Genomic DNA, 13,859 nt, shown 5'->3' with positions numbered 1-13,859 from the left:
GTCAGGCTTTGCTCCCCAGACGATAGCGGGCGATGATCTCGTCCGTGTTGAGAATCTGCTGACCCCGCGCGAGGTCGAGATACAGATCGACAAAGGCCGCGAGATGCGGATTGTCCGGCCGCACGCCGACTGCGATCGTATCGACCTTGTCGGTCAGCGTGATGGAGCGCGCTACGACTGTCATCGACGGATCGTCGACCATCAGCTTCTTGATCTCGAAATCATCGCGATAGGCCATGTCGATCGTCCCGTTTCGGATCGCATCGATGATCAGATCCCAGCTTGCCAAGCGATGGATTTGCGCATGTGGGAAAGTCGTGGCCGCATAAGTGGCGAAGGAAGAGCCCTCGATCACGCCGAGATCGCCTGAGAAATCACGGACAATCTGTTCTGGCGGCTTGCCTTGCGCGATACGCGCCAGGTTGAGGCGGTTGGCGATCAGCCCTTGCCGCAGCATGGCGTAGGGGCGGGAATAGATGATCGACCGGCCGCGCTGAAGCGTCCTGCTGAGCTTGCCAATCGCCATGTCGGCCTGTCCGGAACTGACCTGTCTGACGATATCGTCGAACGTTGCGGCGGATCGGTCGAACACCGGCTCGACCCCAAGCGCCGCGGCGATGCCGTGGGCCAGTTCCATGTCTATGCCATTGTCCCCGGATCCGTCGGCCGGGAAGAACGGATTGGAAGCGAAGACCGGCATTGCGATGCGCAAGGCATCGCCGCTCGCGATCGGCGTTGGGGCGTTCTCCGGCTGCTGTCCTGGAGTGTTGGCCGCCTGGGCTTGCGAGATCAGCAACCCGCCGCTCCCGGCCGCAAGCAGTGTACGACGTGTAACCGGCATACGCGTTCTCAATTAGACCGGGAAAGCCAGCAAGATGCACAACCGACGTTAAACAAACGTATATATTACACTGCGCTTTTTTATGTATCGGATAAGCAGCTCAGCGCCACAAAATATTAGTATCACCTAATGTAAAAGGAATGGCGGAAGGATCGCGTTACTTCCCGCCAGGCGATCAGTTGCCACTAGGCGATCAGCTGCACTGTCAAAACGTCTCTGCCCAGGGCCGCAGCTCAAGCTCCGAGCTCCAGGCGCTGCGATGCTGGCGATGGGTTGTAAGATAGGCCTCGGCGATGGCGTCCGGCGATAGACGGCGGTCCGGCCGGCCGGGATCGGCCACCTGTCCGGCCGGCTCGATCTGGCCGTCGATGATGAAGTGGGCGACGTGGATGTTCTGCGGAGCGAGCTCGCGGGCCATGGACTGCGCCAGGCCGCGCAGGCCGAATTTCGGCATAGCGAAGCCGGCTGAGCCGGGAAATCCCTTCACGCTGGCGGTGGCCCCGGTGAACAGGATCGATCCGGAACCCCGCGCAAGCAGCCGGCGCGCCGCCTGCTGGCCGACCAGGAAGCCGCCATAGGCGCCGACCAGCAATGCCTGTTTGACCGCTTCGGCATCGAGCTCGGCGATCGGTCCGCGGGTGCGCGCGCTGGCGTTGAACACTGCAAGCGCCAGCGGGCCGGCCTTGTCTGCGGTGTCGAACAGGCTGGCGACGGACGCGACGTCGGCAACATCCGTCTCGACGGCCAGCGCACCGGTTTCGTCGGTCAGAGCGCTGAGCTTCTCGACATTGCGGGCGGCCAGAACCACGCGAAAGCCTTCCCGGGTGAGAAGGCGCGCAAGCGAGGCGCTCAGACCAGCGCCGGCGCCTGCAATGACGGCCACATCGGATGCCATGATTTTTCACTCCTTGCGGATTTCGGCGGAAGCGTTCGCCAGATCAGGCAAGGTCGCGCCTTCGGGGCTGACAGGCAAGAGGTGGCATCTCGGCGGTTGTTGAGCCAGACGGCTGCAGAACCGACGTTGCGCGGTCCAGCATCGCCTGTGGCGCTACGAAGGCCGTTCGGCCTTCAGCACCGAGACCGCCACTTCGACAGTGGCAAGGCTTGGACCTTCATCCGACCGATATTTTGACGGTAGAATCGTCAGGCTTCGCAAAGCTATCGGCGATCTCATCGATGGGGACTGGAGCATGGTCCCGAAAAGTGGGAAACGGTTTTCGGAAAAGATCATGCTCAACGAGGAAACGACTATGGAACCAATCTGGGCCGTCGGCCTGATGACCGGCACGGTGCTGGACGGCAACATCGACGTCGCGCTGATCAAGACCGATGGCGAACGCATCGAGGATTTCGGCACCTACCGGCTGATGCCCTATCCCGCGTCGATCCGCTCCCTGCTGGAAGAGACGCTGACGCAGGCACAGGCGTGGAACTTTGTCGGGCCGGAGCCGGCGATTTTTCGCACCGCGGAAGAAGCCCTGACGCGAGCGCAGTCGGCGGCGGTCAAGGAATTGGTCGAGAGCTATGGCATGACGATGGCCGACATCGGCGTCGTCGGTTTTCACGGCCAGACCGTGCTGCATCGTGCGCCGCAGGTCGGACGGCTTGGCCAGACAAGGCAGCTCGGCGACGGTGAACTGATGCACGCGTTATTGGGCACCAAGGTCGCTTACGATTTCCGTTCGGCCGACATGCGCGCCGGCGGACAAGGCGCGCCCTTGGCCGCGGCCTACCACACCGCGCTGATGCGCAGCGCCGGCGCCAGCGGCGAGGTGGCGGTGCTCAATCTCGGCGGCGTCGCCAACATCACCTGGTGGGACGGTGCCGACAATGTCGTTGCCTTCGATACCGGCCCCGCCAACGCACCGCTGAACGATTTCATCAAGTCGAAAGGGCTCGGCGAAATGGACCGCGACGGCGCGCTTGGCGGGGCGGGCAAGGTGGACGAGGAGCGCTTGGCAAAGCTGCTGCAGCACCCTTATCTCAGCAAAGCCTACCCAAAATCACTGGACCGTTTCGACTTCGGCGCGGCGATGGCGGACGGCCTAAGCGCCGAGGATGGCGCGGCGCTGCTCACCGCCTTCACCGCTGCGGCCGTCGGAAAGGCGCTCGACCTCTTGCCGCACCGGCCGAAGAAACTCGTGGTCAGCGGCGGAGGTCGCCATAATCCGACCATGATGGCGATGCTGGCCAGCCGCGCCGGCGTCGAGGTGGTGCAGGCCGAGAGCCTGGGCTGGAGCGGCGACGCGGTGGAGGCGGAATGCTTTGCCTTCCTCGCGGTTCGCGTGCTGCGCGGGCTGCCGATCAGTTTTCCGAGCACGACCGGCGCACCGCGGCCGATGCAGGGCGGAAAACTCGCCGGTTAAGCCAGTTTCTTCTGCAGGAAGATGCGGCTGCGGCCGACGGGGAAGTCGGCAAGTGTTCCAAAGGGCTGATAACCCTGGCGCTGATAGACCTTGGCGGCATTCGGATTGAAGGTGTCGATCCAGGCGTTTTGACAGCCGCGCGCCACCGCTTCATGTTCGGCCGCGTCCAGCATCTTGCCGGCCATGTGCTGGCCACGCAGCCGCTCATCCACCCAGAGCCATTGCACATAAAGCCATCCCCAGGCGGTGTAGCCGGAAATGCCGGCGACGACCGCGCCGGCGTCGTCGCGCACGAACACCGCAAGCGCATGCCTTTCGGACGCGCCGACATCGCCGTCGTTAAACGCCGTCAGCCTTTCGCTGAGAAAAGTGAGGTCTTGCGGCGAGGGATTTGCCGTCGTTTCCAGTGTCGTGTTCATCGCTTTTCCGAGATGGGTTGCGTATCGGCATCGCCGCCATTGCGAAATTCGGACGCGGCAATGCCGTAGCGCTTGAGCTTGTCGTAAAAAGTCTTGCGCGGCACGCCGAGCGCGTCGATGGCGGCGCGCACGTCGCCGCCATGGTCGCGTAGCGCATCGCGGATCAGTTGCGCCTCATAGTGGCCGACCCGTTCGGGCAATGCTGCCGCAGGCTCCGGCGAATGCGCGCGAACCGTTTTCGTCTCCTCGTCGGGGCCGAGACCGAGCGCGACGCGATCGGCGAAATGGGCGAGCTCGCGCACATTGCCCGGCCAGTCATGCGACTGGAGATGATCGCTGACGGCTGCATTCACCTTGGCGACAGGCCGGCCAAACCGTTCGGCCGCCTTGCCGAGGAAATGCCCGAACAGCATCGGGATATCGCCGTGGCGTTCACGCAGCGGCGGAATGCGCAGCGTCACCACGTTGAGGCGAAAATACAGATCCTCGCGAAAATCGCCGCGCTGGTCCGGCCGCCCGAGATCGACCTTGGTCGCCGCGACGACCCTGAGATCGATGCGCCGGATCTCGTTCGAGCCAAGCGGCGTGAGGCTGCGCGTTTCGAGCACCCGCAGCAGCTTGACCTGGAGCGCAGGCGGCATGGATTCGATCTCGTCGAGAAACAGCGTGCCGCCGCTGGAATGCTCGATGCTGCCAATCCGCCGCCGCTGCGCGCCGGTGAACGCGCCAGCCTCGTGGCCGAACAACTCGCTTTCGATGACCGTCTCCGGCAGGGCGCCGCAATTCAGCGCGACGAAGGGTTTTGCGCGCCGCCGCCCCCATCGGTGCAGGAGGTCCGCCACCACTTCCTTGCCGGTTCCGGTCTCTCCCTCGACCAGCACGTCGACATCCATGTCGGCGATCTGGCGCAAGGTCTCGCGCAGCCGTTTGATGGAAGGTGCCTCGCCGATCAGCGGCAGGCCGTCGGCGGCCAGTGCCGCGGCTTCGCGCAGCCGCCGGTTCTCCATCACCAGCCGCCGCTTCTCACTCGCCCGTTTCAGCGCCTCGAGAAGGCGATCGCCGGCATAGGGTTTCGGGATGAAATCGTAGACGCCGTCCTTGAGCGCCGCCACCGCAAGATCGACGTCGCCATGGCCGGTAACCAGGATCACCGGTATATCCGGATCGATCGCCTTGATGCGATCGAACAGCTGCAGACCATTCATGCCCGGCATGCGGATATCGCTGACGACGACGCCCTCGAAATTCCTGTCGACGACGGCAAGTGCTGCCTCGGCGGCGTCGAGTGCGACCACCGTGAAGCCGGCAAGCTCGAGCAATTGCGTGGTGGCGTGAAGGAGGTCCGCATCGTCGTCGACGAGCGCGACCAGCCCTGATCCGTCTGTCATTCAATTCGCCTCAAATCGATGGTGAAGGATGCGCCGCTGCCATTGCCGGGATCGAGCCGCAGCGTGCCGCCCAATTCCTGGGCGATCTCCTGCGAGATCACCAGCCCCAGGCCAAGCCCCTTCTCCTTGGTGGTCTGGAACGGCATGAACAGATTGCCAGCCGCCTCCGGACCAAGGCCGGGTCCATTGTCGCGCACCGAAATCAGCACCCTGTCGTCGCGCTCGGCAAGTTCGATCTCGATGCGGGGATCGGGCTGGTCCTTCATCGCGTCCAATGCATTTTGCAAAAGATTGACCAGGATCTGCTCCAGCCGGATGCGGCTCGCCATGACCACCGGCGAGGCATTGCCGCGCGGCCTGACGATGGTGACGCCGGAATCGCGTATGCGGCCTGACAGCAGCGACAGCGCGCCGTCGATCGCCTCGCGCACCGGCAGCGGCGAAGCGGCGACGCCCGGCCGGCGGGCGAAAGTGCGCAAGGTGCCGGTGATCGCGCCGATGCGTTCGGTCATCGAAACGATCGATGTCAGATTGCCGCTGGCCGATCCGGTCTTGCCGCTGTCCAGAAAACGACCTGCATTCTCGGCATAGGTGCGGATGGCGGCGACCGGCTGGTTGATCTCATGCGCCACGCCGGCGGCGATCTGGCCGAGGATGGAAAGCCGGTTGGCCTGGGCGAGATCGTCGCGCAATCGGCGGACCTTGGCTTCGGCATTCTCGCGCTCGGCGATTTCGCCGGCAAGTGCGGTGTTGGAGCGCGTCAGCTCGGCCGTTCGCGTGCTGACCCGGCTTTCCAGTTCGACATTCATGCGCGCCAGCGCTTCCTGCCTTAGCCTGCGCGTTCGCCGGCGCCGGGTCAGCACGTAGGCAAGCAGGCCTAGAAGCAGCAAGCCCAGGAGCGTGGTCAGGCGCGCCGTATTGGCGGCCGAGGAGAGAGCAGCGTCGGCGGGCGTCAGCAGCCACAGACGCCAGCCTGGGACTGCACCGGGCAAATCCTGCACCACCTCGACGAACTGGCGTGGTTTTCCGGCGTTGTCGATCGTCGCCAGGCCATCGCCGGCGCCGCGTCTGAACGGCAGCGGCTCGAAGGCAGCATCGGCCAATTGCAGTTGCTCATGGGCGGCGGCCACGTCCTCGGCCGACAGTGGTGCCAGCGCACGAAACCGCCAGTCGGGCTGGCTGGTGGCCAGCACGACGCCTCGTTCATCGGTGACAAAGACAAGGAAACCGCTGGAACGCCAATTTGCCTCGACGCCGTCGAGCTCGACCTTCAACACCGCAACGCCAAGCGGCTTGCCGTTATCGTCGACGCGGCTCGAAAGGTAGAGTCCCGGCCGTCCGCTGATCGTGCCGAGGCCATATTGGCTGGCAGCACCTTTCGCCATCGCCTCCTGAAAATAGTGCCGGAAATTATAGTCGATGCCGACAAAGCTGGTCGGTTCGCCGGCATTGCTGGCTGATATGGCGATGCCTGCCGTATCGATGACATAGATGGCGGAGGCCGAGGCATCGCCGGCAATCGCCTTGAGCTTGTCGTTGAGGGCCGCTTCTTGCATCTTCCCGGCCCGGCGCAGCGCGCCCCGCACAGCATCGTCGCGGGCCAGCACCAAGGGAACCAGGCGCTGCTTTTCGATTTCGCCGGTCAGCGTTCCCGCCGCCAGCGGCAGAGCGGCAAGTGCTGTGTCGCGCAGATTGTCGGCCGCCTGGCCGGAGGCGATGCGCCCGGCGATGGCGATCGCGCCAGCCAGGACGGCAAGGGCTGCGACCACGGCAAGCCAGCGGCCATCGCGCAGCCGGGCCACCGCCTCGCGCAGCAACTCACGGCCGGCAAACCCTTGGGATTCGCTATCGGTGCCTGCCTGCGGCGTCTGCCCTCTCCCTTTTCTTCGCGGCTTTCCGGTCAGTGTAATGCGAAAATCCGCCCAGGCAAACGCCACTTGTGCGGAAATCCGCACAAGTATTGTCCGCGCGACCTCTGACAAAGGCGGAAATCCGCGATTCCGGCCTTTCCCCGATCTGGCACGACGCTTGCAAAACTGTTTTCAGCGGCGTGCGACCGGAGCGCCGCGATGGGAGAAGTCACGCAGGCGATCCGTTTTCGCCCATCCGGCCAGGGAGAGTTCGATGCACATCGCAGACCAATCAGGCGCGCTTGCCGCGCAGCGCAAACCTTTCTATGCCCAACTCTACGTGCAGGTGCTCGTCGCGATCACCGTCGGCATCCTGCTCGGCCATTTCTATCCGTCGGTCGGCGAGAGCATGAAGCCGCTCGGCGACGCCTTCATCAAGCTGGTCAAGATGATCATCGCCCCGGTCATCTTCCTGACCGTGACAACGGGCATTGCCGGCATGAGCGACCTGCAGAAGGTCGGGCGTGTTGCCGGCAAGGCGATGCTCTATTTCCTCACCTTTTCGACGTTGGCGCTGATGATCGGCCTTGTCGTCGCCAATGTCGTGCAGCCGGGCGCCGGCTTCAACATCGACCCGGCGACGCTCGACGCCTCGACCGTCAACACCTACGCCGCCAAGGCGCACGATCAGTCGGTCACCGGGTTCCTGATGAACATCATCCCGTCGACCATCGTCGGCGCCTTCGCCGACGGCGACATCCTGCAGGTGCTGTTCTTCTCGGTGCTGTTCGGCATCGCGCTGGCGCTGGTCGGCGACAAGGGCGAGCCCGTCCTCAATTTCCTGCAGGCGCTGACGACGCCGATCTTCAAGCTGGTCAGCGTGCTGATGAAGGCCGCCCCCATCGGTGCCTTCGGCGCCATGGCATTCACCATCGGCAAATACGGCATCGGCGCGGTCATCAATCTCGCCATGCTGGTCGGCACCTTCTACGTGACGTCGTTCCTGTTCGTGTTCATCGTGCTGGGTGCGGTCTGCCGCTACAACGGCTTCTCCATCCTGTCGCTGATCCGCTACATCAAGGAAGAGCTGCTTTTGGTGCTGGGCACCTCCTCGTCGGAGGCCGCCCTGCCCTCGCTGATGGAAAAGATGGAGAAGGCCGGCGCCAAGCGCTCGGTGGTCGGCCTGGTCATCCCGACCGGCTATTCCTTCAACCTCGACGGCACCAACATCTACATGACCTTGGCGGCGCTGTTCATCGCACAGGCGACCAACATCCACCTGTCGATGGGTGACCAGATCCTGCTGCTGCTGGTGGCCATGCTCTCGTCCAAGGGTGCCGCCGGCATCACCGGAGCGGGCTTCATCACCCTTGCCGCCACGCTGTCGGTGGTTCCGGCGGTGCCGGTCGCCGGTATGGCGCTGATCCTCGGCGTCGACCGCTTCATGTCGGAATGCCGGGCGCTGACCAACTTCGTTGGCAATGCCGTCGCCACGCTGGTGGTGGCGCGCTGGGAAGGCGAACTCGACGAGGCCAAGCTGGCGAGGGCGCTGGCGGGCACGGCTAACGACAGCCTGCCGGCGGATGTCGTCCCCGCCGAGTAACCACGCGTGGCTTATGCGTAAAAGGCCGGAGGCATGCTGCCTCCGGCCTTTGTCATGCAGTCGCACGTCAGACGGTGCCGATCTTGCTCAGTGGTGTGTCCGGATATGTGCTTGGGCCGACAGGCATGCGGGCTGCCAAAGTGCCCTCGTCGTCGAACAGCACAAGGCTGGCGGCGCCGACGAGCCCGGCATGGCGGCCGAGCTGTGCTGGAACGACCGGTACGTCGCGATAGGCGCGCATGGCCCGCTGCCTGATGGTTGCCTCGATGGTCGGCGCCATCAGGTCGAGCCCATTGGCGATGCCGCCGCCGACGACCAGCACATCGGGCGAATAGAGATGTAACAGGTTGGTGAAGCCGACGCCCAGCCAGCGGGCTTCCTCGTCCAGCAAGGCCGAGGCAAGATCGTCGCGCAGCCGTGCCGCCTCGACGACGTGGCGGCCGGTCACCTCCGCATCCGCTGACAGGCGCCGCAAGGCAGAGCCGTCGCCGGCCGCCGTGGCGGCGGTGGCGCGGCGGCCGAGCGCGGTTCCCGAAGCGATGGCCTCGAAGCAGCCGATGACGCCGCACACGCAACGCTCGCCCTCATTGGTGATGGTCATGTGACCGATCTCGGCGGCAAGGCCACGGCGGCCATGCAGGATGCGCCCATCGACGACGACACCGCCGCCGATGCCGGTCGACACCGTGACAAAGACCAGCGAGCGAGCGCCATGGCCGGCGCCGAAGCGCCATTCGCCGAGCGCCGCGGCATTGGCGTCGTTCTCCAGACGGACCGGCAGGCCGAGCCGCCGCTCGAGGATGTCGGCAAGCGGCACATCCAGCCAGCCGGTGAGTGTCGGCGGGCCGACGGCGATGCCGGCCAGCGGATCAAGCGGTCCCGGCGCACCGACACCGACGCCGACGACCGACAGTGCCGGGGCTTCGGCATGGACGGTCGCCGCCAGCGCCTCGATCTGGCCGATCACCACGTCTGGACCGGCCTGCGCCTGCGTCGGCACCGCCGCGAATGCCAGAATCTTGCCTTCGCGGTCGACCAAGGCGGCGCGAAGCTCCGTCCCGCCAAGATCGATCGCAAGGGCGGCTTCCGTTGTCATGCCGCGACCTTCAAGCCGTGCAGCCAGCCGATGCGGCCGGCGAGGTCCTTGTCACCGAAGGCGAGCGAACCGAGAACCACGGTTTCGGCCCCGGCGGCACGCAGCAGCGGCACGGTCTCGTGGCGGATGCCGCCGTCGGCGGCCAGAACCACTTGCGCCTCACGGCCGGCCTTTCTCAGGATAGCGCGGGTAGCGCCCAGCCTGTCGCAGGCCTTGTCCGACAGGCTCTGTCCCTTGACGCCGATTGCGGTTCCAAGAAGCGTTACGAAGGCGACTTCCGGGACGAAGGCCGTCACCGCTTCCACAGGCGTCTCCAGCCTGAGCACGACGCCCGCCTCGGCGCCGAGCTCCCGCGCCAGCCGCACGGCGCGCAATCCCGCTTCGCCATTCTCGGCATGGACGCTGATCATGTCGGCGCCGGCTTCGATGAACTGGCGCGTCTGCGCCTCGACGATTGCTTCATCGACCATCAGGTGGACGTGGATGGGTTTCGCCGTCAGCCCGGCGATGCGGGCAACGAGGTCGGGGAAGAACAGGAAGGACGGGGCGAAATGACCGTCCGCCACATCGATATGATGAAGATCGACATAGGGTTCGATGCGCTTCAAGTCGTTCTCGAAATTGGCAAGATTGGCAGACCAGAGCGAGAATTCGGCGATCATGCGATCGCGTGGCAGTTCGGCGATGGCGGCCGGGCCGGAGAGAGATTTCGAGATCATGATTGGTCCTGCTTGTCAAAATTTGTGTTGAGAAAGCTGCCGATGGCGGCGCGGATTTCGGCGAAATGGCGCTCCTTGTCGGTGGCCTTCGGCGTCACCTCGACAAAGGCGGCATTGGGGATGGTGTCTGCAAGGCTGCGCGCGGTGGCCAGCGGATGGACGAGATCGATGCCGCTGCCGATGACGAGTGTCGGGAGCGCGAGGCCGGCGGCCGCTGCCCGCGTCACGCCGGGCCCATCGTTTGCGATCGCTCGCATCACCTCGGCGAAAACATTCGCATTGGCGCGCGCGAAAAAGCCGAGCAGGGAAGCAAGATTGTCCGGCGCCTCGATGCGAAAGCGAGCCGCCGTGGCGGAGGCCGCAAACGCATCGCGCGCGTCATCCAGCGGACGGCCGCGGATGAGCTCCGCCACTTCCACGTAAGGGCGCATGTTTTGCGATGCCGCGTCGAAAGCCCAGGCAGGGCGAACAAGCACGAGACCTGTGACCCTATCCGGGTGCCGGGCCGCAAGCCGCAAGGCGATTGCCGCGCCCATCGAGATGCCGCCGGCGACGAAACGGTCGAGGCCGGCGGCATCGGCGGCAGCCAACACGTCGTCGGCGAACATCTCGATCGAAAAAGGACGCTTGCTGCCGGCGCCGGAGCCGCCCTGAGCGCGACATTCGACGGTCAGTCGGCGGTATGAAGGACCATCGGGAAAGTTCTGCGCCACTTGTGCCGCATCACCGCCGAGGCCATGCTGGAAGACGACGGGAGGCCTGCCCTGCCCCGTGTCGAAGACACGAAGCGATGCATCGTCGCGAAGCAGGATCGCCGGCGCGGCGCCCATCAGAGGAGTCCCCGCAGAAAGGCTGCGACGCCGGGGGCTTCATCGGCGGACAGCCCGTGGGTGACGAGCGATCCGTCGAAGCCCGCTGCCTTCAGCCGTGAAACAAAATGCGGAAAATCGACGATGCCTTGTCCGGCGGTGGCAAAGCGGCCGTCACCAGAGCGATCCTTGGCGTGCGCCATGGCGATATGGCCGGCAGCCTCGTCGATCGCGGCGGCGACGATGGCGCGCGCTTCGTGTGGCGTCGCGTGCTCGAACAGGTTCGCCGGATCGAGCACGATCTTCAGATGCTTCGATCCCATTTCGGCGATCAGCCTGGTCGCGTCCCTGGCCGAGGTAACGATGTTGGCCTGCTCGGGCTCGATGCCGAGATCGACGCCGGCGTCTTCGGCAACCGCCAGCGCTTTCTCCATCTCGGCGGCCATGTCGGACCAGGCCGCCGGCGTGCTATTGTCGGGATGATACGCCCACTGATCGGCGGCGTTGCGCGAGCCGGTGCAGAGCGTGACCAGCGGAATACCGAGGGCCGCCGCCGTCTCGATGACGACGGCAAGACGGCGAAGACCGTCGTCGCGCACAGCCTTGTCGGGATGCGCCATGTTGTAGGTGCCCGACAGTGCGGCGAGTGCAACCCCGGTCGATTGTGCTGCGGCGCGGGTGGAAGTGACTGCTTCCGCCGGCACGACATCCGGCATCGATGGCAGGCCGGCGCAGGCTAGATTGAACTGCGTCGTCTCATAGCCAGCCTGCTTAACCGCCGTCAGCACGGCAGCCGGCTCTGTGCCGGCAAATGTCTTGGCGAAAATGCCGAGACGCATCAGACCGCTCCCGAAGCCGAGGCGAGTTCGACCCGTTCACCTGTCTCGACCGAACGCGCGATGGCGACCATGGCGCGGATCGAGGCGATGCCGTCCTCGACATTGGCGCCGCGCATCGGCGTGCCGTTCAGGACTGTATCCGCTAGGCCTTCCAGTTGGCGGCGGAAGAAGTGGCCGTCGGCGCCGAGCGGCTTGTGGGCGGTGGCGGTCTTCTCGTAAAAGATCTCGACCTCGCTGGCGCGGAAGTACCAGGGGTTGAAGGTTTTCGCGATGACGGAGCCGTTCTCGCCATAGAGCTGAAAACCTTCGTGCCAGTCCATGCGGACGGCAACCGTCAGGTCGAGATGGCCGAGCGCGCCGCTGGCGAATTCGGTCTCGACGAACCAGCAATAGGCGCCGAAGCGTTCGTTGAGGCGGGCGCGCACGGCAACGATTTCGCCGCACAGGAAACGCGCCGTATCGACGAGATGCGAGCCGTGCGCCAGCATGAAATATTGCCTGAGATCAGCCTTGGGATTGCCGGTCGGCTTCTTCGCCAGCTTGCTGGTGACCGGCAGCGGCTGAATGGCATCGGTGTTGGTGTAGCGATGGGTGGAATCGCAGTACCAGGCCTTAAGCGCCAGCACCTCGCCCATTTCATCGCGGACGAAGTCGCGCGCCGCCTCCAGTGCCGGGTCGAAGCGCTTCATGTGACCGACCTGCAGGACCTTGCCCGAGCGCCTGACCGCCTGGGCCAGCGCCTCGCCTTCCTCCACCGAGGTGCCGATCGGCTTTTCGCACAGGACATGCTTTCCCGCATCGAGCGCCTTGATCGACATCGGCACGTGATAGGCGTCCGACGTGGCGACGATCACCGCTTCCAGTTCGGGATCGGCGAGCATGGCGTCGTAGTCGGCATACATCTTTTGCGGCTCGTAGGTGGCGCCCATGCGGGCGAGCAGATCGGGTGCCGCGTCGCAGATGGCGTAGAGGTCGGCATTCCCAGCCTTCACGCAGGATTGCAGATGCGCGAACTGCGCGATGGGGCCGCAGCCGAGCACACCGACCCTGAGGCGTCTGTCCTGTTTCTTGATCATCGTCTCGTTCTTCAGGCGCCCAAGCTGCGCATTGTCTGGCGGTTGGTTTTTACCGCGCCGGCGGGATCGGCGGCGGCCGTTTCGGATTCCTCCTCCAGCACCAGCCAGCCGTTGAAGCGCGGTGCGGTGTTGGCGATCTCGATCACCGCCGGCGTGTCGCAGACGCCCTTGCCGAGCATGGCCCAGCTGCCGTTGGCATCGACGTCCTTGAGGTGGATGTAGCGGATGCGGTCGCGGTAGGTGCGCAGCGTATCGGACATGTCCTTGTGGCCGCGCAGTATATGGCCGGTATCCGGTACCCAGCCGACCAGGTCGGGGTCGAGCAAGGCAAAGATCGCGTCGTAATCGGCGCGGTCGAACAGCAGCGTGTTGTGGTGCGAGCTGGGATGCACCGCGACCTGAACACCGGCCTTGCGTCCGATCTCGCCGGCGTTGTTGTAGACATCGGCCGCGATGGCGAACTTATCCTCACGCGGCCCGTCGGACACCACCGTCGCCGAGCCCATCGAGACCAGCGCATTCGGGAAGGCGGCAGCGAAATCGATCCAGCGTTTGGCGGTTTCGAGGTCGGCGCCGATCTCCTCCTTCGACGTAAAGCCACTGTTCGAGCCAAAGGCGAAGGAAACCAGCGTCAGCCCCCACGCCTTCAGCGCGGCGGCGAACTCCTTCGGCTTGTTGCCATAATGTCCGATCATAGTGTTGGTGATCTCGATGCCGGCATAGCCACCGTCAGAGATCGCCCTCAGCAGATCGTCGGGGCCGCCGGTGAACCGGTCTCCCAGCATTTCCCAGGTGAAGGTCTGGCAGCCGACTTTGAGGTCTTTCACGTTCATCCTTTCAATCCTTGATACCG

The 13,859-nt window shown here is 64.8% G+C and carries 13 protein-coding genes; 2 read left to right on the top strand and 11 right to left on the bottom strand.

Annotated features, from left to right (window positions below):
• Position 1 precedes the first annotated feature (1 nt).
• Both A4R29_RS07370 and A4R29_RS07365 read right to left on the bottom strand, forming a co-directional pair.
• Positions 2-841, bottom strand: a complete 840-nt coding sequence (locus A4R29_RS07370) for a substrate-binding periplasmic protein (protein WP_063171605.1) — start codon at positions 839-841, stop codon at positions 2-4.
• 205 nt (positions 842-1,046) lie between these two features.
• Positions 1,047-1,736, bottom strand: a complete 690-nt coding sequence (locus A4R29_RS07365) for an SDR family NAD(P)-dependent oxidoreductase (protein WP_013532934.1) — start codon at positions 1,734-1,736, stop codon at positions 1,047-1,049.
• Positions 1,737-2,091: 355 nt separating this feature from the next.
• Between A4R29_RS07365 and A4R29_RS07360 the strand changes: the two genes are divergently transcribed.
• Complete coding sequence (locus A4R29_RS07360) at positions 2,092-3,207, top strand: anhydro-N-acetylmuramic acid kinase (RefSeq protein WP_063173612.1); 1,116 nt, start codon at positions 2,092-2,094, stop codon at positions 3,205-3,207.
• Here A4R29_RS07360 and A4R29_RS07355 read toward each other — a convergent pair.
• From A4R29_RS07355 to A4R29_RS07345, 3 genes are read right to left on the bottom strand one after another with little or no spacing between them, the layout of a single operon-like run.
• A complete protein-coding gene (locus tag A4R29_RS07355) occupies positions 3,204-3,626 on the bottom strand; it encodes a GNAT family N-acetyltransferase (protein ID WP_024502569.1) in 423 nt (140 codons plus the stop codon). The two genes, A4R29_RS07360 and A4R29_RS07355, sit on opposite strands and share 4 nt — an antisense overlap.
• The gene (locus A4R29_RS07350; protein WP_063171604.1) at positions 3,623-5,014 is read right to left on the bottom strand and encodes a sigma-54-dependent transcriptional regulator; all 1,392 of its coding nucleotides are present in this window, start codon (positions 5,012-5,014) and stop codon (positions 3,623-3,625) included. The genes A4R29_RS07355 and A4R29_RS07350 overlap by 4 nt, the downstream gene beginning before the upstream one ends.
• Complete coding sequence (locus A4R29_RS07345; protein ID WP_063171603.1) at positions 5,011-6,969, bottom strand: sensor histidine kinase; 1,959 nt, start codon at positions 6,967-6,969, stop codon at positions 5,011-5,013. Before A4R29_RS07345 ends, A4R29_RS07350 begins: the two co-directional genes overlap by 4 nt.
• Positions 6,970-7,138: 169 nt before the next feature.
• On the opposite strand from A4R29_RS07345, the gene A4R29_RS07340 reads away from it, so the two are divergent.
• On the top strand, positions 7,139-8,467 hold the full coding sequence (locus tag A4R29_RS07340) for a dicarboxylate/amino acid:cation symporter (RefSeq protein ID WP_063171602.1): 1,329 nt from the start codon (positions 7,139-7,141) through the stop codon (positions 8,465-8,467).
• Positions 8,468-8,534: 67 nt separating this feature from the next.
• On the opposite strand, the gene A4R29_RS07335 is transcribed toward A4R29_RS07340, so the two are convergent.
• Genes A4R29_RS07335 through A4R29_RS07310 form a run of 6 tightly spaced genes read right to left on the bottom strand, consistent with a single transcriptional unit; the run spans position 8,535 to position 13,839 of the window.
• Positions 8,535-9,563 (bottom strand): ROK family protein, encoded by a 1,029-nt coding sequence (locus A4R29_RS07335; protein WP_024502565.1) that lies wholly within the window; start codon positions 9,561-9,563, stop codon positions 8,535-8,537.
• Positions 9,560-10,282, bottom strand: coding sequence for a ribulose-phosphate 3-epimerase (locus A4R29_RS07330; protein WP_013532941.1), 723 nt, complete (start codon positions 10,280-10,282; stop codon positions 9,560-9,562). Before A4R29_RS07330 ends, A4R29_RS07335 begins: the two co-directional genes overlap by 4 nt.
• Complete coding sequence (locus A4R29_RS07325) at positions 10,279-11,112, bottom strand: alpha/beta fold hydrolase (RefSeq protein WP_063167593.1); 834 nt, start codon at positions 11,110-11,112, stop codon at positions 10,279-10,281. Before A4R29_RS07325 ends, A4R29_RS07330 begins: the two co-directional genes overlap by 4 nt.
• On the bottom strand, positions 11,112-11,930 hold the full coding sequence (locus tag A4R29_RS07320) for a sugar phosphate isomerase/epimerase family protein (RefSeq protein ID WP_024502562.1): 819 nt from the start codon (positions 11,928-11,930) through the stop codon (positions 11,112-11,114). Before A4R29_RS07320 ends, A4R29_RS07325 begins: the two co-directional genes overlap by 1 nt.
• A complete protein-coding gene (locus tag A4R29_RS07315) occupies positions 11,930-13,006 on the bottom strand; it encodes a Gfo/Idh/MocA family protein (RefSeq protein WP_063171601.1) in 1,077 nt (358 codons plus the stop codon). Before A4R29_RS07315 ends, A4R29_RS07320 begins: the two co-directional genes overlap by 1 nt.
• 11 nt (positions 13,007-13,017) lie before the next feature.
• Positions 13,018-13,839, bottom strand: coding sequence for a sugar phosphate isomerase/epimerase family protein (locus A4R29_RS07310; protein WP_063171600.1), 822 nt, complete (start codon positions 13,837-13,839; stop codon positions 13,018-13,020).
• Positions 13,840-13,859 lie beyond the last annotated feature (20 nt).

It is taken from the genome of Mesorhizobium ciceri biovar biserrulae (genome assembly GCF_001618845.1).
In the GTDB taxonomy this organism is placed as follows: Bacteria; Pseudomonadota; Alphaproteobacteria; order Rhizobiales; family Rhizobiaceae; genus Mesorhizobium; species Mesorhizobium ciceri.
Note: the sequence above shows the minus strand (reverse complement) of the source record. Positions and strands in the feature narration are given on the sequence as shown.